Consider the following 18,645-nt stretch of genomic DNA (forward strand, 5'->3'; position numbering starts at 1 on the left):
TTAATTCATCATTTACGGAGAAAATTTATGTTTACTGTATTCAGGCGACTGCTGGTCTGCCTGCTTTGGCTATGGCTGCCCCTCAGCCAGGCTGCCGACAGCGGCTGGCTGCGCGCCGCCGATAATCAGCACGCCAGCGTCAGGCTGCGTGCGCAACCTGAAAGCACTGGCGAAACCCGCCTGCTGCTGGACGTCACCCTGCAAAAAGGCTGGAAAACCTACTGGCGCTCGCCGGGCGAAGGCGGCGTCGCACCCGCGATTAAATGGCATCAGCCCGTCGAGGCGATCTGGCGCTGGCCTGTGCCGCAGCGTTTCGACGTCGCGGGCATCACCACGCAGGGCTATCACGGCGATGTCAGCTTTCCCCTCACTCTGCGGGGCGACGTCCCGACGATCCTGAGCGGCGTGCTTACGCTCTCCACCTGTAGCAACGTCTGTATTCTTACCGACTACCCGTTTTCGCTGAACATGACCGCATCCGCAGGCGCCGGTTTTGATTACGATTTCAGTCGGGCCATGGGCACCCTTCCGCTCAGCGGCGGGTTGACCTCAACGCTTAACGCCACCTATGCCCCCGGCAAGCTGACCGTAACGGCGCAGCGTGACGCAGGCTGGCAGGCGCCGTCGCTGTTTATCGACGGTATGGATGATGTTGATTTCGGCAAACCGGCCCTCACCGTGCGCGGTGATTCGCTGGTCGCCACCGTGCCCGTGACGGACAGCTGGGGCGAGGCCGCGCCCAACCTCAGCGGCAAAACCCTGTCACTGGTTCTGGCCGATAGCGGGCAGGCGCAGGAGTCCAGCCTGAGCATTCAGCCGGGGAACGCCGCGCCGACGCTCCCGTTAGGCTGGGTGCTGCTGATGGCGCTGGCTGGTGGCCTGATCCTCAACGTTATGCCCTGCGTGCTGCCGGTGCTGGCCATGAAGCTGGGCACGCTGATGCAAACCGAACGGCAGGCGCGCGGTCAGGTGCGCAGGCAGTTTCTTGCATCGGTAGCCGGGATCGTGATCTCGTTCCTCGCACTGGCGCTGATGATGACGGTATTACGTTTAGGCAATCAGGCGCTCGGCTGGGGGATCCAGTTCCAGAACCCGTGGTTTATTGCCGCGATGGCGCTGGTAATGGTGCTCTTCAGCGCCAGCCTGCTGGGGTTGTTTGAAATCCGTCTCCCTTCCGGCGCCAGCACCTTCCTCGCCACGCGCGGCGGCAACGGGCTTGCGGGTCATTTCTGGCAAGGCGCGTTTGCCACGCTGCTGGCGACACCCTGCACCGCGCCGTTCCTGGGGACGGCGGTCTCGGTCGCGCTGGCGGCACCGCTTCCCCTGCTGTGGGGGATCTTCCTGGCGATGGGTATCGGCATGAGCCTGCCGTGGCTGCTGGTGGCGGCCTGGCCGGGGCTGGCCCAGCGGTTGCCGCGTCCGGGGCGCTGGATGAACGTTGTACGCGTAGTGCTGGGGATGATGATGCTCGGCTCATCGCTGTGGCTGCTGAGCCTGCTGACGGTGCACATTGGCAGCCTGCCGGTCATTACGCTGGGCGTGCTACTGATCCTTGCGCTGCTGCTGGTCACCGCCTGGCGCTACCGCTGGCAAACGGCACTGCGCGCCGGGGTATTAGCTGTACTGGTGGCCGGGGTAGTCGCGTTTGTTTCCGGCTCCGGCGGCGAGGGCTCCCGCCGCGATCGTATTCACTGGCAGCCGCTCAGCGAGCAGGCCATTGCCCGCGCGCTGGCGGAGAACAAACGGGTGTTCGTCGACGTGACCGCCGACTGGTGCGTGACCTGTAAAGCCAATAAATACAACGTTCTGCTGCGCGACGACGTGCAGGTCGCGCTCTCCGCCCCGGACGTTGTCGCCCTGCGCGGCGACTGGAGCCGCCCCTCAGATACCATCAGCCAGTTTTTAACCACGCGCGGCAGCGCCGCCGTGCCGTTTAACCAGATCTACGGACCGGGATTACCTCAGGGCCACGTGCTGCCTGCGTTGTTAAGCCGCGAAGCGGTGCTGAGCACCCTGTCCGATGCAAAAGGAAAATAACATGAGAGCCTTTGTTGCCTTACTTCTGCTGTCGTTATCAACGTTCGGTTTCGCCGCACCGTCAGATGACGCTTCCAACGACCAGCTGGCAAAACTGCTGTTTAACGACCCCAACAGCCCGCGAACCGGAGCGACATCGCCGAAGCTCACCATCGTCTCCTTCACAGACTACAACTGCCCGTATTGCAAGCAGTTCGACCCAATGCTGGAGAAAATCGTGCACGATAATCCCGACGTGCAGCTCATCATCAAACTGCTGCCGTTCAAGGGACAAAGCTCGGTAAATGCCGCGAAAGCGGCGCTCTCAACGTGGCAGCAGGCGCCGGATCAATTCTGGGCACTACACCAGCGGCTGATGATGAAAAAGGGCTATCACGATGACGCCAGCATCGCCGCCGCGCAGGTGAAGACCGGGACGGACAGCATTAAAACCGATGATAAAACTATGGACAGCGTAAAGATGAACCTGATCCTGGCGCAGGTGCTGAATATTCAGGGCACCCCGGCGACCATCATCGGTGACCAGATGGTGGCGGGCGCAATCCCGTATGACGATCTGGAGGGGCTGGTCAAAGAACAGCTGGCGAACGCCCGTGGCAAGTAAGCTTCCGCGCCTGCTGCGCGAGCTGGCCGTGTGGCTGCTGATTGGCGTAGCCGTGAGCCTGGCGGTGGACTATTTCCGCCAGCCCGCGCTGCCGCAGAATTTCTCCGCGACGGCACTGCACACCCTCGACGGTCAGCCCGTCGATCTTATCGCCATGAGTAAGGAGCGACCGCTGCTGGTCTACGTCTGGGCGACATGGTGCGGCGTCTGCCGCTACACCACGCCGTCGGTGGCGGCGATTGCCGCGGACGGGGGTAACGTGATGTCGGTTGCGCTGCGCTCGGGCGATAACGCGACGCTCGAAACATGGATGAGAAAGAAGAAGGCGATGATGCCCACGGTCAACGACGCCAGCGGAGAACTGGCGCGTCAGTGGGACGTTCAGGTGACGCCAACGCTTGTGGTGATCTCTCACGGTGAAGTGAAGTCGATCACCACCGGCTGGACCAGCGGCTGGGGAATGCGCCTGCGGCTGTGGCTGGCGTCGTAGCGTTACTTCCCGCCAGCCAGCTCCAGGAAGCTACCGGTGACATAGGAGGCTTTGTCGCTCAGCAGCCAGGTAATGGCCTGGGCGACCTCCTCCGGCTGACCGCCACGCTGCATCGGTAACATCGACTTCACCCGATCCACACGCCCCGGCTCGCCGCCGGAGGCGTGAATATCGGTATAAATCAGGCCTGGCCGCACGCAGTTAACGCGAATGCCCTGCGCCGCCACCTCCAGCGCGAGGCCGGTTGTCAGGGAATCCACGGCCCCTTTGGAGGCAGCATAATCCACATACTCCCCCGGAGCGCCCAGTCGTGAGGCCGCCGAGGAGACATTCACAATCGCGCCGCCCTTGCCGCCGTGTTTATGCGACATGCGTTTCACCGCCTCACGGCAGCAGAGAAAATAGCCAGTGACGTTGGTGGACAGCACGCGGTTAATACGTTCAGCGGAGAGGTTTTCGATGGAGGATTGTTCAAACAAAATCCCGGCGTTGTTCACCAGCGCGGCGAGCGGCTCACCTTCGCGATCGATGCTGTCGAACATCGCCATCACCTGCGATTCATCGCTGATATCCGCGCGCACGGCAAAGGCCTTACCGCCCGCGTCCACGATCTGATTAATAACCTCTGTCGCGGCTTTGATGTTGTGATGAAAATTCACCGCAACGGTGTAGCCTTCGCTTGCCAGCTGTAGCGCGGTGGCTTTACCAATACCCCGGCTGGCGCCGGTGACCAATGCAATTGCCATTCTTTTCTCCCAATAAAAAAGCCGGGTGGCGGCTTCGCCTTACCCGGCCTACGTTACTACAGGAACAACGTTACTGGTATTCGCTCATCGGCACGCAGGAGCAGAACAGGTTACGGTCGCCGTAAACATCATCAAGACGTTTCACGGTTGGCCAGTATTTGTTTGCTACACCTGCCGGGAAGACAGCCAGCTCGCGGGTATAACCGTGGTTCCACTCTGCCACCAGTTCGTTCTGGGTATGCGGCGCGTTAACCAGGGGGTTATCTTCCAGCGTCCATTCCCCGCCTTTCACGCGGTCGATTTCGCTGCGGATCGCCAGCATCGCGTCGATAAAGCGATCCAGCTCCACCTTGCTTTCAGACTCGGTCGGCTCAACCATCAGAGTTCCTGCAACCGGGAAGGACATGGTTGGCGCGTGGAAGCCGTAGTCGATCAGACGCTTGGCAATATCCAGCTCGCTGATGCCCGTCTCTTCTTTCAGAGGACGAATATCGAGGATGCATTCGTGCGCCACGCGACCATCGCGGCCGGTGTAGAGCACCGGATAGGCGTCTTTCAGACGTGTTGCGATGTAGTTGGCGTTGAGGATCGCCACCTGGCTGGCCTGCTTGAGCCCTTCCGCGCCCATCATGCGGATGTACATCCAGCTGATTGGCAGGATAGAGGCGCTGCCGAACGGTGCCGCGGAGACCGCGCCCTGACGGGTCAGCATGCCTTCAATCTGCACCACGCTATGGCCTGGCACAAACGGTGCCAGGTGCGCTTTGACGCCGATTGGGCCCATGCCCGGGCCGCCGCCGCCGTGCGGAATGCAGAACGTTTTATGCAGGTTCAGGTGCGACACGTCCGCGCCAATAAAGCCCGGAGAGGTAATGCCCACCTGGGCGTTCATGTTCGCGCCGTCGAGGTAAACCTGGCCGCCGAACTGATGCACCACTTCACACACTTCACGGATCGTTTCTTCGTACACGCCGTGGGTGGACGGGTAGGTCACCATGATGCAGGAGAGTTTGTCGCCTGCCTGCTCGGCTTTCGCGCGCAGGTCGGCCAGATCGATGTTGCCGTTTTTGTCGCACGCCACGACCACCACTTCCATCCCTGCCATCTGGGCAGAGGCCGGGTTGGTGCCGTGGGCAGAGCTTGGGATCAGACAGATATCGCGGTGGCCTTCGTTGCGGCTTTCGTGATAGTGACGGATCGCCAGCAGACCGGCGTATTCACCCTGCGCACCGGAGTTCGGCTGCATGCAGAGCGCGTCGTACCCGGTCAGCTTCACCAGCCAGTCGGAGAGCTGGTTGATCATCATGTGATAACCTTCCGCCTGCTCAGCCGGGCAGAACGGGTGCAGCTCGGAGAATTCAGGCCAGGTGATTGGGATCATCTCAGCCGCGGCGTTCAGCTTCATGGTGCAGGAGCCCAGCGGGATCATCGCCTGGTTCAGCGCCAGATCTTTACGTTCCAGAGAGTGCATGTAACGCATCATCTCGGTTTCGCTGTGATAGCGGTTGAACACCGGGTGAGTCAGGATCGCGTCGTCGCGCAGCATGCTTTCCTGAATGGAGCGGCTGTCGAGCGCAACCTCTTTGTCGAGCGTATCAACGTCCAGACCCTGTGCGTCACCCAGCAATACGTTGAACAGGGTCAGGATATCGTCACGGGTGGTGCTTTCGTCCAGCGTAATGCCGACCGCATTGTGAATGTCGCTGCGCAGGTTGATTTGTGCTGCCTCGGCGCGCGCCAGCACGGCCGCTTTGTCTGCCACCTCGACGCACAGGGTGTCGAAGTAGTGCTCATGACGCAGCCTGAGACCTTTCTGTTGCAGACCGCAGGCCAGGAGATCGGCCAGACGGTGGATGCGGCTGGCAATGCGTTTCAGACCTGCCGGACCGTGGAACACCGCGTATAAGCTGGCAATGTTAGCCAGCAGCACCTGCGAGGTACAGATGTTGGAGTTCGCTTTCTCGCGGCGGATATGCTGCTCGCGGGTCTGCATCGCCATGCGCAGCGCGGTGTTACCGGCGGCATCTTTCGATACGCCGATAATACGGCCTGGCATGGAACGTTTAAATTCATCTTTCGCGCCAAAGAACGCCGCGTGCGGGCCGCCGTAGCCCATCGGCACGCCGAAGCGTTGCGCTGAGCCGAAGACAATATCCGCGCCCTGTTTACCTGGCGCCGTCAGCAGCACCAGCGCCATAAAATCAGCGGCGACGCTAACAATAACCTTACGGGATTTGAGCTCGGCGATCAGCGCGCTGTAATCATGCACTTCCCCGGTGGTGCCCACCTGCTGTAACAGCACGCCGAAGACGTCCTGGTGATCCAGCACTTTGTCAGCGTCGTCGACAATCACCTCAAAGCCGAAGGTTTCCGCACGGGTGCGCACCACGTCCAGCGTCTGGGGATGCACGTCCGCCGCGACGAAGAAGCGGTTGGCGTTTTTCAGCTTGCTCACGCGCTTCGCCATCGCCATCGCTTCAGCGGCGGCAGTGGCTTCATCCAGCAGCGAGGCAGAGGCGATATCCATACCGGTCAGATCCAGCGTCACCTGCTGGAAGTTCAGCAGCGCTTCCAGACGGCCCTGGGAGACTTCTGGCTGATACGGGGTGTAAGCGGTGTACCAGCCCGGATTTTCCAGCATATTACGCAGGATCACCGGCGGTAATTGCACGTTGGTGTAGCCCATGCCGATATAAGACTTATAGCGCTTGTTAAGGCCGGCGATGGCCTTCAGCTCCGCCAGCGCGGCGAACTCCGTCGTGGACTCGCCTACCTGCGGCGGTGTGGCAAGCTGGATGTCTTTTGGCACGATCTGGCCGATCAGTGCGTTTAATGAATCCGCGCCAACTGTCTTCAGCATCTCCTGCTGTTGCTGAGCATCCGGCCCAATGTGACGTTCAATGAAGGCGCCACGGTTTTCAAGCTGGCTTAAAGTCTGTGTCATGAGCGATGGTTCCTGAAACGTGCAGTGAATCGTAATTATCTGTAACGCTGTTGCCCGGTGGCGCTAACGCTTACCGGGCCTACGTAGATCTGTAGGCCGGATAAGCGCAGCGCTATCCGGCACAACGTTATTCGTCTTCCAGTAGTGCTTCGTACGCGGTCGCATCCAGCAGCGCGGCAACCTGCGCTTCGTCGCTGGCTTTGATCTTAAAGATCCAGCCGCTTTCATAAGGCTCGCTGTTCACCAGCTCCGGGGAGTCGCTCAGCGCGTCGTTCACGGCAACAATTTCACCGCTCACCGGAGCGTAGATGTCAGAGGCCGCTTTAACGGATTCCGCCACCGCACAGTCGTCGCCTGCGCTCACGGTTGCGCCCACTTCCGGCAGGTCAACAAACACCATGTCGCCCAGCAGTTCCTGCGCGTGCTCGGTGATCCCAACGGTGTAAGTGCCGTCCGCCTCTTTGCGCAGCCACTCGTGTTCTTTGCTGTATTTCAGTTCTGCTGGCACATTGCTCATTGAAGTTCTCCTGATAAAAATAGTTAGGCGACCGGCTTACCGGCGCGAACAAAAATCGGTTTGGTCACGTTGACCGGCATTTCGCGGTTGCGGATCTGCACCACCGCCGTTTCGCCAATCCCCGCTGGCACGCGTGCCAGTGCAATACTGTAGCCGAGCGTCGGGGAGAACGTTCCGCTGGTGATCACGCCTTCGCGATGATTGCCATCGGCATCGGTGAAGCGCACCGGCAGCTCGCCGCGCAGAACGCCTTTTTCTTTCATCACCAGGCCAACCAGCTGTTCAGTGCCCTTCTCGCGCTGCATCTCCAGCGCTTCACGGCCAATAAAATCACGGTCAGCCGGTTCCCACGCGATGGTCCAGCCCATGTTGGCCGCCAGCGGTGAGACGCCTTCGTCCATCTCCTGACCGTAGAGGTTCATCCCCGCTTCCAGACGCAGCGTATCGCGCGCGCCCAGGCCCGCAGGCTTCACACCCGCCTCCACCAGCGCACGCCAGAAATCTGCGGCCTTTTCGTTTGGCATTGCAATTTCGTAGCCCGCTTCACCGGTGTAGCCGGTGGTGGCGATAAACAGATCCCCCGCCTGCACGCCGAAGAACGGCTTCATGCCTTCGGTTGCTTTGCGCTGCTCGTCGCTGAACAGAGACGCGGCTTTCGCCTGGGCGTTTGGCCCCTGCACCGCAATCAGCGACAGATCGTCACGAACGGTGATGTCGATGGCGTAGGGTTCAGCGTGTTGGGAAATCCAGGAGAGGTCTTTTTCGCGGGTGGCGGAGTTTACAACGAGGCGGAAGAAATCTTCGGTGAAGTAGTAGACGATGAGGTCGTCAATCACGCCGCCAGAGGCATTGAGCATGCCGGTATAGAGCGCTTTGCCCGGCGTTTTTAGTTTGGCGACGTCGTTTGCCAGCAGATAACGCAAAAACTCCCGGGTGCGGCTACCGCGCAGGTCGACAATCGTCATATGAGACACGTCGAACATACCGGCATCGGTGCGCACCGCGTGGTGCTCATCAATCTGCGAGCCGTAGTGCAGCGGCATCATCCAGCCGTGGAAGTCCACCATGCGGGCGCCGCATAACACGTGCTGTTCGTACAAAGGAGTCTGTTGAGCCATCTTTTCCTCGTTGAAAAATTCACCGTGAAACCCGGTGTCGACCTCGCGATCGAGGGCCGACGCAAACGTTCTCTTTTACCTGAACTTACCACCGAAACCGGCGGTTAACCATAAGGTAAAACGGGTCATCACATTAGCTTATGACCAAAAATCGCTGAAAAGCCTACAGAGTTATTCACTGGTAAAATGCGATTAAACCCGCATAAAATTAACATCGAGCTAACAGGATTTAGCAGATGGTGATATTTCGTGCGGAAAAACGGGCCGAATTTCCGTAACATAAAAATAGTAAGATTAGATTTTCTAATGCGAAAAATGACGTGAAATTAGATTATTTCAAACGAGGAGATTTCCCCGGCGCGAAGGCCGGGAAAATAAAGTGTGACGGGGATCGAGATTAACGTAACCAGTCGGGAAGATCGTTAAGACCCATTGCCTGACGAAGAAGCTGCGGTTTGACGCCGGGAAGGGTGTCGGCCAGTTTGAGGCCGATATCGCGTAGCAGTTTTTTCGCCGGGTTCGCTCCGGCAAATAGCTCGCGGAAGCCCTGCATACCCGCCAGCATCATCGCCGCACTGTGTTTGCGGCTGCGCTCGTAGCGACGCAGATACAGATGCTGACCAATATCTTTACCTTCCCGATGCAGACGACGCAGCTCTTCAACCAGCTCGGCCGTGTCCATAAAGCCGAGGTTCACCCCCTGCCCGGCCAGCGGATGAATCGTATGCGCCGCATCCCCCACCAACGCCAGACGGTGCGCCGCAAACTGACGCGCGTAGCGACCGGTTAACGGAAACGCCTGTCGTTCGCTTTCAAGCGTGCACAGGCCCAGACGGTTATCAAACGCCACGCATAGCGCCTGATTAAAGGCGTCCGGCGTCGCCTCCTGCATCTGCTGCGCTTTCTCCGGCTCTAAAGACCAGACGATGGAGCAGAGATGCGGATCGGCAAGCGGCAGGAAGGCCAGAATGCCATCATTGTGGAAAATCTGGCGCGCCACGCCGCCATGCGGCTCTTCGGTGCGGATTGTGGCAACCAGGGCGTGATGACGGTAATCCCAGAAGGTCAGCGGAATATCCGCTTTGTTACGCAGCCAGGAATTGGCGCCGTCGGCACCCACTACCAGCCGCGCGGTCAGCATGTCGCCGCTTTCAAGAGTGATAAACGCGTCGTTTTCGCCCCACGCCACCTGCTGAAGTTTCGCCGGTGCGATCAGCGTGACGTCGCTGCACTGCTGCGCTTTTTGCCACAGCGCATGGTGAATCACCGCGTTTTCAACGATGTGCCCAAGGTGGCTGTAGCCCATGCTTTCATCGTCAAACGCGATATGGCCGAAGCTGTCTTTATCCCACACTTCCATGCCATGGTAACAGCTGGCACGCAGCGCCACGATTTCAGACCAGACGCCAAGGTGCGTCAGTAGCTTTTCGCTGGCGGCATTGATCGCCGAGACGCGCAGCTCCGGCGGTGCATCCTGCGCCACAGGCTGCGGCGCATTTTGCTCTAGCACCGCCACGCGCAGGCCGCTGCCCTGTAAACCACAGGCCAGCGCCAGTCCTACCATTCCGCCGCCGACAATGGCGACATCAACATTTTGCACGGTGATTACTCCTTAACGCGCGACCCAACCCAGGGTCCGCTGCGCCAGCACGTCACGTGCCGGAATGAACAGTTCCATCGCCATCAGCCCAAGGTTGCGACCCGCAACCAGCGGTGCCCAGCGATTGGCAAACAGGTGGACTAAACCGTCGGTAACGCCAATGGTCGCCGCTTTGTCCGCCTGACGTCGTTTCTGGTAATGGCTCAGCACTGAGTATGCGCCACAATCCTGTTGTTCGCTCCACGTCTGCGCCAGTAGTTCAGCCAGGCTCATCACGTCGCGCAGGCCAAGGTTAAAGCCTTGCCCGGCGATGGGGTGCAGCGTCTGCGCGGCGTTGCCGACCAGAGCGACGCGATGGGAGACAGTCTGCGATGCGGTCGTCAGCGCGAGCGGATAGGCCACGCGTTTTCCGGCCTGGGTGATACGCCCAAGCCGCCAGCCGAAGGCTTTTTGCAGCTCGGAACTAAAACGTTCGTCGGACCAGGAGAGAACCTCATCGGCCCGGTCCTGCGCATGGCACCACACCAGCGAGCAGCGCCCGTTCGACATCGGCAGCATGGCCAGCGGGCCGTGCTCAGTGAAGCGCTCAAATGCCCTGCCGTTATGCGTGCCAGCCGTAGAGACGTTAGCGATGACCGCCACCTGCCCATAGGGTTCAGAGCGCAATTCGACGCCGCACTGCGTGGCGATCGCGGAGCGTGAACCATCCGCCGCCACCAGCAGTTCCCCCTCCAGCGTGGTGCCGTTGTCCAGCGTCACGCTGACGGCTTCGTCACGGCGGCTAAAGCTGGCGACGCGCGCCGGACAGTGCAGCGTGACGCCAGGCGCGTCCTGTAACAGACGGAACAGCCGCAGCCCTACGTCATGCAGCTCGACAACCTGCCCCAGCGCCTCGATCCGGTAATCGTGGGCATCCAGCGTCACGAACCCGGCGTGCCCGCGATCGCTGACGTGAACGGTGCCGATCGCCGTTGCGCAATCCGCTATCGCCTGCCAGATCCCAATACGCGCAAGCTGCTGACAGGTTCCCTGCGCCAGCGCGATAGCGCGGGCGTCGAAACCGGTATGATCGGTCGCCTGCGGCGCGACCGCCTCAACCAGATGCACCGGAAGCTGGCCCTGGGTTAACCGCGAAATAGCCAGCGCCAGAGTAGCGCCGGTCATGCCTCCGCCAACGATGATTACGCTCATCCGCGTGCCGCCGCCATCAGCGCCTCGATGTCATCGGCTTTTTTCACCACGGTCGCGGTCAGGTTTTCGTTACCGGTTTCTGTAATGACGATGTCATCTTCAATACGAATGCCGATCCCGCGGTACTGTTCCGGCACGTCGGCATCCGGCGCGATGTACAGCCCCGGCTCAACGGTCAGCACCATGCCAGGCTCCAGCACGCGCGAACGTTCCGGACCGTATGCCCCCACGTCATGCACATCCAGCCCCAGCCAGTGGCTCAGGCCGTGCATAAAGTACGGACGATGGGCGTTTTCGGTTATAAGGGTGTCCACATCGCCTTTCAGAATACCAAGCTTCACCAGCCCGGTAATCATGATGCGCACCACCTCGCCCGTAACCTCCTGAATGGAGGTGCCAGGGCGGAACAGCGTCAGCGCGGTCTCCAGAGACTCAAGCACGATGTCATAGATTTCACGCTGCGCTGGGGTGAATTTACCGTTCACCGGGAAGGTACGGGTGATGTCGCCCGCGTAACCCTGATATTCACAGCCGGCGTCAATCAGCACCAGATCGCCGTCGCGCAGTTCACTTTCGTTTTCGGTGTAGTGCAGAATGCAGCCGTTTTCCCCGCCGCCTACGATGGTGTTATAGGACGGGAAGCGCGCGCCGTGACGGTTAAATTCATGGTGAATTTCCCCTTCAAGCTGGTACTCGAACATACCGGGACGGCACTTTTCCATGGCGCGGGTATGCGCCAGGGCGCTGATTTCGCCCGCGCGGCGCATCACGTTCAGCTCTTCTTCAGACTTAAACAGGCGCATCTCATGCACCACCGGTCGCCAGTCTGTCAGGGTTGCGGGTGCAGACAAATTCTGACGTGAGCCTTTACGCAGCTTATCCAGCGCAGTGAAAACAATCTCATCCGCATACGCGTATTCACCCTGCGCGTGATAGAGCACGTCCAGGCCGTTGAGCAATTGATAGAGCTGCTGGTTGATTTCGCTGTAGGCCAGCGCGCGGTCCACGCCCAGTTTTTCCGGCGCCGCCTCCTGCCCTAAGCGGCGGCCAAACCAGATTTCCGCAGTCAGATCGCGAACGCGGTTGAAAATCACGCTGTGGTTGTGGGTGTCATTGCTTTTAATCAGCACCAGTACCGCTTCCGGCTCGTTAAACCCGGTGAAGTACCAGAAATCACTGCTCTGGCGATAGGGGTATTCGCTGTCGGCGCTGCGCGTCACTTCCGGCGCGGCGAAAATCAGGGCAGCGCTTCCCGGCTGCATTTTTGCCAGCAGCGCCTGACGACGGCGAGAATACTCTTGACTGGAGATAACCATGACACCCTCCTGTGCGTTATTTTTCTTAGTGTAATGTTGGCTTGCGAACTTCCGGCGCGGTCGGCTGCGAGCGCGTAAAGTTGTCGTGGCACAGCAGAGACGCCACGCGCACGTACTCGATGATCTCTTCGAGAGACATCTCCAGCTCTTCCTGGTCTTCGTCTTCATCGTAGCCGAGCTGGGCGATGTTACGCAGATCGTCGATCGCTTCACCCGCTTCGCCGGTCACTTTATCCAGTTTAGGCTGGGTTACGCCCAGGCCAAGCAGATAGTGGTTTACCCAACCCGCGAGCGCATCAGCGCGATCGAAGACGCTGACATCGTCGCCTTCAGGCAGATAAAGCTGAAAAAGAAAGCCATCGTCTTCCAGGGAATCGCTGGTTGCGGCGTGCATTTTACGCAGCGCTTCCGCCAGTTCGTGGCCAAACGCCAGCCCTTCGTTGGTGAGGTCGTGGATCAGCGGCTGCCATGAGCTGTCGCTGTTTCCGCCGCACAGTATGCCGCTGATCAGACCGTGCATTTCGGCAGGGGTTAGACCGACTCCCTGCTGGTTCAGTAACTGGTTTAAATCCTTGTAACCAGGCATTTCGTTCTGTATAGACATACGCATTCGTCATCAAAGGGAGGATATTCATGATATGCTACCACTTTGGACCCTGGTGATACCAGAAAAGGGCTTGTATCTTCACATCAGGGTAGCTATAGTGTCGCCCCTTCGCAGCCCCCGGGGCAGTAAGCGAAGGCAGCGCAGTCAATCAGCAGGAAGGTGGCATGTCTGCACAACCCGTCGATCTCCAGATTTTTGGCCGTTCACTGCGAGTGAATTGTCCGCCTGAACAAAGGGATGCTTTGAATCAGGCTGCGGACGATTTGAATCAGCGGTTGCAAGATCTAAAAGAACGCACTAGAGTCACAAATACTGAGCAGCTGGTTTTCATCGCCGCGTTGAACATCAGCTATGAACTGACTCAGGAAAAAGCGAAGACCCGCGATTACGCGGCAAGCATGGAGCAGCGCATTAAAATGCTCCAGCAGACCATTGAACAGGCATTGCTTGATCAAGGTCGCAGTCCTGAAAGACCGGGACCAAAGTTTGAATAACACTTCTCAGTTGACTATGGTAGAGTAACTGTGAAGACAAAATTTCTCTGAGATGTTTGCAAGCGGGCCAGTCCCCTGAGCCGATATTTCATACCACAAGAATGTGGCGCTCCATGGTTGGTGAGCATGCTCGGTCCGTCCGAGAAGCCTTAAAACTATGACGACACATTCACCTTGAACCAAGGGTTCAAGGGTTACAGCCTGCGGCGGCATCTCGGAGATTCCCTCTCTCTTCTTCTACCAACAACCATGACTCAATTCCCTGAAGTTTCTGCTTCACGCCAGGATATCCGTCAGCTCATTCGCCAGCGTCGTCGTGCCTTAAGCGCCGAACAACAGGCACAGTTTGCCCAGCAGGCCGCCGCCCGTATGATGGCCTATCCGCCTGTGGTGATGGCAAACACCGTCGCCTTGTTTCTTTCGTTTGATGGTGAGCTGGATACCCAACCGCTTATCGACCAGCTCTGGCGCGCCGGGAAAAAAGTTTATCTGCCGGTGCTGCATCCCTTTAGCCGGGGCAATCTGCTGTTTCTGCACTACCATCCGCACAGCGAGCTGGTGGTGAATCGTCTGAAAATCACCGAACCCAAACTCGACGTGCGCGATGTGCTGCCGCTATCTGAACTGGATGTGCTGATTACGCCGCTGGTGGCGTTTGACGAGCAGGGACAGCGCCTGGGAATGGGCGGTGGTTTTTACGACAGAACGCTACAAAACTGGCAGCAGTACGGATTGCAGCCGGTGGGCTATGCGCATGATTGTCAGGGCGTGGAGGCATTACCCGTGGAGAAATGGGATGTGCCGTTGCCGGCGGTGGTGACGCCCAGTAAAACCTGGACCTGGTAGAACAAAGCCGGGTGGCGGCTACGCCTTACCCGGCCTACATAAATCCTCGAACATTGTAGGTCGGGTAAGCGTGAGCGCCACCCGACACACAGACCGCACGAACATTGTAGGTCGGGTATGCGTAAGCGCCACCCGACACCACAGACCGCACTATCAGTACAGCAGACGCGCGCGAATCGTCCCCGGAATGGCCTTCATGCTCTGCAAAGCTTTCTCGGCAATGTCTTCATCCGCTTCAATATCAATCACCACATAACCCATCTGCGCGTTCGTTTGCAGATACTGCGCGGCAATGTTGACGCCCTGTTCGGCAAAGATCTGGTTGATAGCAGTCAGCACGCCCGGACGGTTTTCGTGAATGTGCAGCAGACGACGCCCGCCGTGTAGCGGCAGAGACACTTCCGGGAAGTTCACCGCAGAGAGCGTTGAACCGTTGTCGGAATATTTGCTCAGCTTGCCCGCCACTTCCAGGCCGATATTCTCCTGCGCTTCCTGAGTAGAACCCCCGATATGCGGCGTCAGGATCACGTTGTCGAACTCGCACAGCGGAGAGGTGAACGGCTCGCTGTTGGTGGCCGGTTCCGTCGGGAACACGTCAATCGCCGCACCCGCCAGATGCTTACGCTTCAGCGCATCGCACAGCGCAGGAATATCGACTACTGTACCGCGCGCGGCGTTGATCAGCAGTGAGCCCGGCTTCATCAGCGCCAGCTCTTCCGCTCCCATCATGTTTTTTGTGGACGCATTTTCCGGCACGTGCAGGCTGACCACGTCGCTCATGTTCAGCAGGTCAGAAAGATGCTGCACCTGCGTCGCGTTACCCAGCGGTAGTTTGTTTTCGATATCGTAGAAAAACACGTGCATGCCAAGGGATTCCGCCAGAATACCAAGCTGCGTACCGATGTGGCCGTAACCAATAATCCCGAGTTTTTTACCACGCGCTTCGTAGGAGCCCGCGGCCAGTTTATTCCACACGCCGCGGTGCGCTTTGGCGTTAGCTTCCGGAATACCGCGAAGGAGTAGCAGCAGCTCGCCAATCACCAGCTCCGCCACGGAACGGGTGTTGGAGAACGGGGCGTTAAAAACCGGGATACCGCGTTTTGCGGCGGCATTCAGATCAACCTGGTTGGTACCGATACAGAAACAGCCAATCGCCACCAGCTTTTCCGCCGCAGCAATAACGTCTTCAGTCAGTTGGGTACGGGATCGCAGGCCAATGAAATGGGCATCACGGATGGACGCTTTCAGCTCTTCAGTATCCAGCGCGCCTTTGTGAAATTCGATGTTGGTGTAGCCTGCTGCGCGAAGGCTATCGAGCGCTTTCTGGTGCACGCCTTCAACCAGCAGGAATTTAATCTTGTCTTTCTCCAGTGATACCTTTGCCATTTACCCGACCCTGTTTTTATCTGAACTGATGTTGTGCTGGATATAAATCCCGTGCAGCCAACATATCAAAAAAAACTATTGCAGCAATATGAACGTTTGCGTCGGCACTCTGAAGAAAAGTCATACAGAGCAAAATGGCAGAGGAAAATGCTATGGAAATTTACAAACGCGGAAGGATCGGCAAAAGAGGCATAAAAACGTGACACAAGTCACCGAATTTAGCTTTTCAAAATTTTTTAGCGGGGGGAGCGCTCCCCCCGTCAGATCATTTTACGATGGTTTTTACACCGTCAGCCGTGCCGATCAGCGCCACATCCGCGCCACGGTTGGCAAATAACCCTACTGTAACGACGCCCGGAATGCCGTTGATCGCATTTTCCAGCGCAATGGCATCGAGGATCTCAAGGCCGTGAACGTCGAGGATCACGTTGCCGTTGTCGGTCACCACACCCTGACGGTATTCCGGACGACCACCCAGCTTCACCAGTTGACGTGCCACGGCACTGCGCGCCATCGGGATCACTTCGACCGGCAGCGGGAAACTCCCCAGAATGTCGACCTGCTTGGAGGCGTCCGCGATGCAGATGAACTTATCCGCCACGGAGGCAATGATTTTTTCACGGGTCAGCGCCGCGCCACCGCCTTTGATCATCTGCATGTGGCCGTTGATTTCATCCGCGCCATCAACGTAAATGCCCAGACGGTCCACTTCGTTGAGGTCGAAAACAGTGATGCCGAGGCTTTTCAGCTTTTCCGTGGAAGCATCGGAGCTCGAAACCGCGCCCTCGATTTGCCCCTTCATCGTGCCCAGCGCATCGATAAAGTGCGCCGCCGTCGACCCCGTACCAACACCGACAATGGTACCCGGCTGTACGTACTGGAGAGCGGCCCATCCTACTGCTTTTTTCAGTTCATCCTGCGTCATGATCGTTTTGCCTGTGGTGTGAAAACTCAGGGCGCATTATAGAACACGTCGAATGGATTTCGTCTGCCACGAAGGGAAAATTGTGTCATAGTGCAGATTAAGCAAAATTAAGGAGTCAGCCAGAGCAATGAAACGTCCGGACTACAGAACACTACAGGCACTTGATGCAGTTATTCGTGAACGCGGTTTTGAGCGCGCGGCGCAAAAGCTGTGTATCACCCAGTCCGCCGTATCACAGCGTATCAAACAGCTTGAAAACATGTTCGGGCAGCCGCTGCTGGTGCGTACCGTACCGCCGCGTCCAACGGAGCAAGGACAAAAGCTCCTCGCCCTGCTACGTCAGGTTGAACTGCTGGAAGACGAGTGGCTGGGCGATGAACAGACCGGCTCCACGCCGCTGCTGCTGTCGCTGGCGGTGAACGCCGACAGTCTGGCAACCTGGCTGCTGCCGGCCCTTGCGCCGGTGCTGGCCGACTCCCCTATCCGCCTGAATCTCCAGGTTGAAGATGAAACCCGCACCCAGGAACGTCTGCGTCGCGGCGAAGTGGTTGGTGCCGTCAGTATTCAGCCTCAGGCGCTGCCAAGCTGTCTGGTGGATCAGTTGGGCGCGCTGGATTACCTCTTCGTCGGTTCAAAAGCCTTTGCCGAGCGCTATTTCCCGAACGGTGTGACCCGCGCCGCGCTGCTGAAAGCGCCTGCCGTCGCGTTCGACCATCTGGACGATATGCATCAGGCCTTCCTGCAGCAAAACTTCGATCTGCCGCCGGGCAGCGTGCCGTGTCATATCGTTAACTCGTCCGAAGCCTTCGTGCAGCTTGCACGTCAGGGAACCACCTGCTGCATGATCCCGCATCTGCAGATTGAGAAAGAGTTGAAAAGCGGTGAGCTGATTGATTTAACTCCGGGGCTGTATCAGCGCCGGATGCTGTACTGGCACCGTTTTGCGCCTGAAAGCCGCATGATGCGCAACGTCACCGACGCGCTGCTGGCGTTTGGGCATAAGGTGTTAAGACAGGATTGAAAAACAAGCCGGGTGGCGGCTTCGCCTCACCCGGCCTACGGGTTACTGAGCTGGCTTTTCAGTCGGCTCCAGCTGGAACACCACATCAACCTGATCGTCGAACTGAATGGTTGGCTGCTCGTAGGTTTCCTGAGCAGAAACCGGCGCGGCGTCCGCTTTCATCATCCGCACCATCGGGCTTGGCTGGTAGTTTGAGACGTGGTAACGCACGCTGTAAACCGGACCGAGCTTGCTCTTGAAGCCGGATGCCAGCTGCTGCGCCTGATGAATGGCATCATCAATCGCCGCTTTACGCGCTTCGTCTTTATACTTCTCCGGTTGCGCAACGCCCAGCGAGACGGAGCGAATTTCGTTCAGCCCTGCCTTCAGCGCACCATCCAGCAATCCGTTGAGCTTATCAAGCTGGCGCACGGTCACTTCTACAGTACGCACGGCGCGATAGCCTTTCAGGATGCTTTTGCCGTTCTGGTAATCGTAATCCGGTTGAGTACGCAGGTTCGCAGAGCTGATGTCTTTTTTCGCGACACCGTTCTGTTCCAGGAAAGAGAGGTATTGCGCAACACGATCGTCTGCCTGTTTCTTGGCGGAAGCAGCATCTTTCGCCGCCACGTTCACTTCAATTGCCAGGGTTGCAACATCCGGTACCGCATCCACGCTTGCCGTACCTGAAGTGACAATGTGCGGGCCGTTTGGCAGTTCATTCGCCTGCACCGACACCGCACCTAAACTTACTAATGCCGCCAGGGCCATCACCTTAAACTTCACTGTCATTCCTCCATGTTGCGAAGAGTGCCCTGTTAACA

Annotated in this window: 17 protein-coding genes and 1 other RNA gene; 7 read left to right on the forward strand and 11 right to left on the reverse strand. The window is 58.4% G+C overall.

Going from position 1 to position 18,645, the window contains the following annotated elements:
- The first annotated feature begins 27 nt into the window (after window positions 1–27).
- From ACQG2Q_RS19130 to ACQG2Q_RS19140, 3 genes are read left to right on the forward strand one after another with little or no spacing between them, the layout of a single operon-like run.
- Entirely contained in the window at window positions 28–2,037 is a 2,010-nt protein-coding gene (locus ACQG2Q_RS19130) for a protein-disulfide reductase DsbD family protein (RefSeq protein WP_063150144.1), read from the forward strand.
- A gap of 1 nt (window position 2,038) precedes the next feature.
- Window positions 2,039–2,641 carry a DsbA family protein gene (locus tag ACQG2Q_RS19135; RefSeq protein ID WP_022649312.1) on the forward strand — a complete coding sequence of 201 codons (603 nt, stop codon included), beginning with the start codon at window positions 2,039–2,041 and terminating at the stop codon, window positions 2,639–2,641.
- On the forward strand, window positions 2,631–3,131 hold the full coding sequence (locus ACQG2Q_RS19140; RefSeq protein ID WP_032626112.1) for a protein disulfide oxidoreductase: 501 nt from the start codon (window positions 2,631–2,633) through the stop codon (window positions 3,129–3,131). The genes ACQG2Q_RS19135 and ACQG2Q_RS19140 overlap by 11 nt, the downstream gene beginning before the upstream one ends.
- A 2-nt stretch (window positions 3,132–3,133) precedes the next feature.
- Here the strand turns inward: ACQG2Q_RS19140 and ACQG2Q_RS19145 are convergent, their stop codons facing one another.
- The 8 genes from ACQG2Q_RS19145 to ACQG2Q_RS19180 form a co-directional block, all read right to left on the reverse strand.
- Window positions 3,134–3,877 (reverse strand): SDR family oxidoreductase, encoded by a 744-nt coding sequence (locus ACQG2Q_RS19145; protein WP_023306889.1) that lies wholly within the window; start codon window positions 3,875–3,877, stop codon window positions 3,134–3,136.
- Window positions 3,878–3,947: 70 nt separating this feature from the next.
- Window positions 3,948–6,821: an aminomethyl-transferring glycine dehydrogenase gene (gene gcvP, locus ACQG2Q_RS19150; protein ID WP_063850029.1), complete on the reverse strand. Its 2,874-nt coding sequence runs from the start codon at window positions 6,819–6,821 to the stop codon at window positions 3,948–3,950.
- A gap of 127 nt (window positions 6,822–6,948) precedes the next feature.
- A complete protein-coding gene (gene gcvH, locus ACQG2Q_RS19155; RefSeq protein WP_058646291.1) occupies window positions 6,949–7,338 on the reverse strand; it encodes a glycine cleavage system protein GcvH in 390 nt (129 codons plus the stop codon).
- A gap of 23 nt (window positions 7,339–7,361) precedes the next feature.
- Window positions 7,362–8,456, reverse strand: a complete 1,095-nt coding sequence (gene gcvT / locus ACQG2Q_RS19160; protein WP_003860107.1) for a glycine cleavage system aminomethyltransferase GcvT — start codon at window positions 8,454–8,456, stop codon at window positions 7,362–7,364.
- Window positions 8,457–8,853: 397 nt separating this feature from the next.
- The gene (gene ubiI / locus ACQG2Q_RS19165; RefSeq protein ID WP_045308800.1) at window positions 8,854–10,056 is read right to left on the reverse strand and encodes an FAD-dependent 2-octaprenylphenol hydroxylase; all 1,203 of its coding nucleotides are present in this window, start codon (window positions 10,054–10,056) and stop codon (window positions 8,854–8,856) included.
- A gap of 12 nt (window positions 10,057–10,068) precedes the next feature.
- Complete coding sequence (ubiH, locus tag ACQG2Q_RS19170; protein WP_063850031.1) at window positions 10,069–11,247, reverse strand: 2-octaprenyl-6-methoxyphenyl hydroxylase; 1,179 nt, start codon at window positions 11,245–11,247, stop codon at window positions 10,069–10,071.
- Window positions 11,244–12,557 carry a Xaa-Pro aminopeptidase gene (pepP, locus tag ACQG2Q_RS19175; protein WP_088581805.1) on the reverse strand — a complete coding sequence of 438 codons (1,314 nt, stop codon included), beginning with the start codon at window positions 12,555–12,557 and terminating at the stop codon, window positions 11,244–11,246. The genes ubiH and pepP overlap by 4 nt, the downstream gene beginning before the upstream one ends.
- Before the next feature lie 31 nt (window positions 12,558–12,588).
- Window positions 12,589–13,167: a YecA family protein gene (locus ACQG2Q_RS19180; protein ID WP_003860099.1), complete on the reverse strand. Its 579-nt coding sequence runs from the start codon at window positions 13,165–13,167 to the stop codon at window positions 12,589–12,591.
- Window positions 13,168–13,334: 167 nt separating this feature from the next.
- On the opposite strand from ACQG2Q_RS19180, the gene zapA reads away from it, so the two are divergent.
- The 3 genes from zapA to ACQG2Q_RS19195 all read left to right on the forward strand — a co-directional run bounded on the left by zapA (window position 13,335) and on the right by ACQG2Q_RS19195 (window position 14,510).
- Entirely contained in the window at window positions 13,335–13,664 is a 330-nt protein-coding gene (zapA, locus tag ACQG2Q_RS19185; protein ID WP_003860096.1) for a cell division protein ZapA, read from the forward strand.
- A gap of 41 nt (window positions 13,665–13,705) precedes the next feature.
- A non-coding RNA gene (gene ssrS / locus ACQG2Q_RS19190) (6S RNA) lies at window positions 13,706–13,889 on the forward strand.
- Window positions 13,890–13,913: 24 nt separating this feature from the next.
- Window positions 13,914–14,510, forward strand: coding sequence for a 5-formyltetrahydrofolate cyclo-ligase (locus ACQG2Q_RS19195; RefSeq protein WP_022649320.1), 597 nt, complete (start codon window positions 13,914–13,916; stop codon window positions 14,508–14,510).
- A gap of 153 nt (window positions 14,511–14,663) precedes the next feature.
- On the opposite strand, the gene serA is transcribed toward ACQG2Q_RS19195, so the two are convergent.
- Together serA and rpiA are read right to left on the reverse strand one after the other, a co-directional pair.
- Window positions 14,664–15,896: a phosphoglycerate dehydrogenase gene (serA, locus tag ACQG2Q_RS19200; RefSeq protein ID WP_063850033.1), complete on the reverse strand. Its 1,233-nt coding sequence runs from the start codon at window positions 15,894–15,896 to the stop codon at window positions 14,664–14,666.
- Window positions 15,897–16,161: 265 nt separating this feature from the next.
- The gene (rpiA, locus tag ACQG2Q_RS19205; RefSeq protein WP_022649322.1) at window positions 16,162–16,821 is read right to left on the reverse strand and encodes a ribose-5-phosphate isomerase RpiA; all 660 of its coding nucleotides are present in this window, start codon (window positions 16,819–16,821) and stop codon (window positions 16,162–16,164) included.
- 127 nt (window positions 16,822–16,948) lie between these two features.
- Between rpiA and argP the strand changes: the two genes are divergently transcribed.
- Window positions 16,949–17,842: a DNA-binding transcriptional regulator ArgP gene (gene argP, locus ACQG2Q_RS19210; RefSeq protein WP_003860089.1), complete on the forward strand. Its 894-nt coding sequence runs from the start codon at window positions 16,949–16,951 to the stop codon at window positions 17,840–17,842.
- Between the two features lie 42 nt (window positions 17,843–17,884).
- On the opposite strand, the gene ACQG2Q_RS19215 is transcribed toward argP, so the two are convergent.
- Window positions 17,885–18,607 carry an oxidative stress defense protein gene (locus ACQG2Q_RS19215; protein ID WP_022649323.1) on the reverse strand — a complete coding sequence of 241 codons (723 nt, stop codon included), beginning with the start codon at window positions 18,605–18,607 and terminating at the stop codon, window positions 17,885–17,887.
- Between the last annotated feature and the right edge of the window lie 38 nt (window positions 18,608–18,645).

Origin of the sequence: Enterobacter cloacae complex sp. 370H10 (assembly GCF_050031535.1) — a bacterium.
In the GTDB taxonomy this organism is placed as follows: domain Bacteria; phylum Pseudomonadota; class Gammaproteobacteria; order Enterobacterales; family Enterobacteriaceae; genus Enterobacter; species Enterobacter intestinihominis.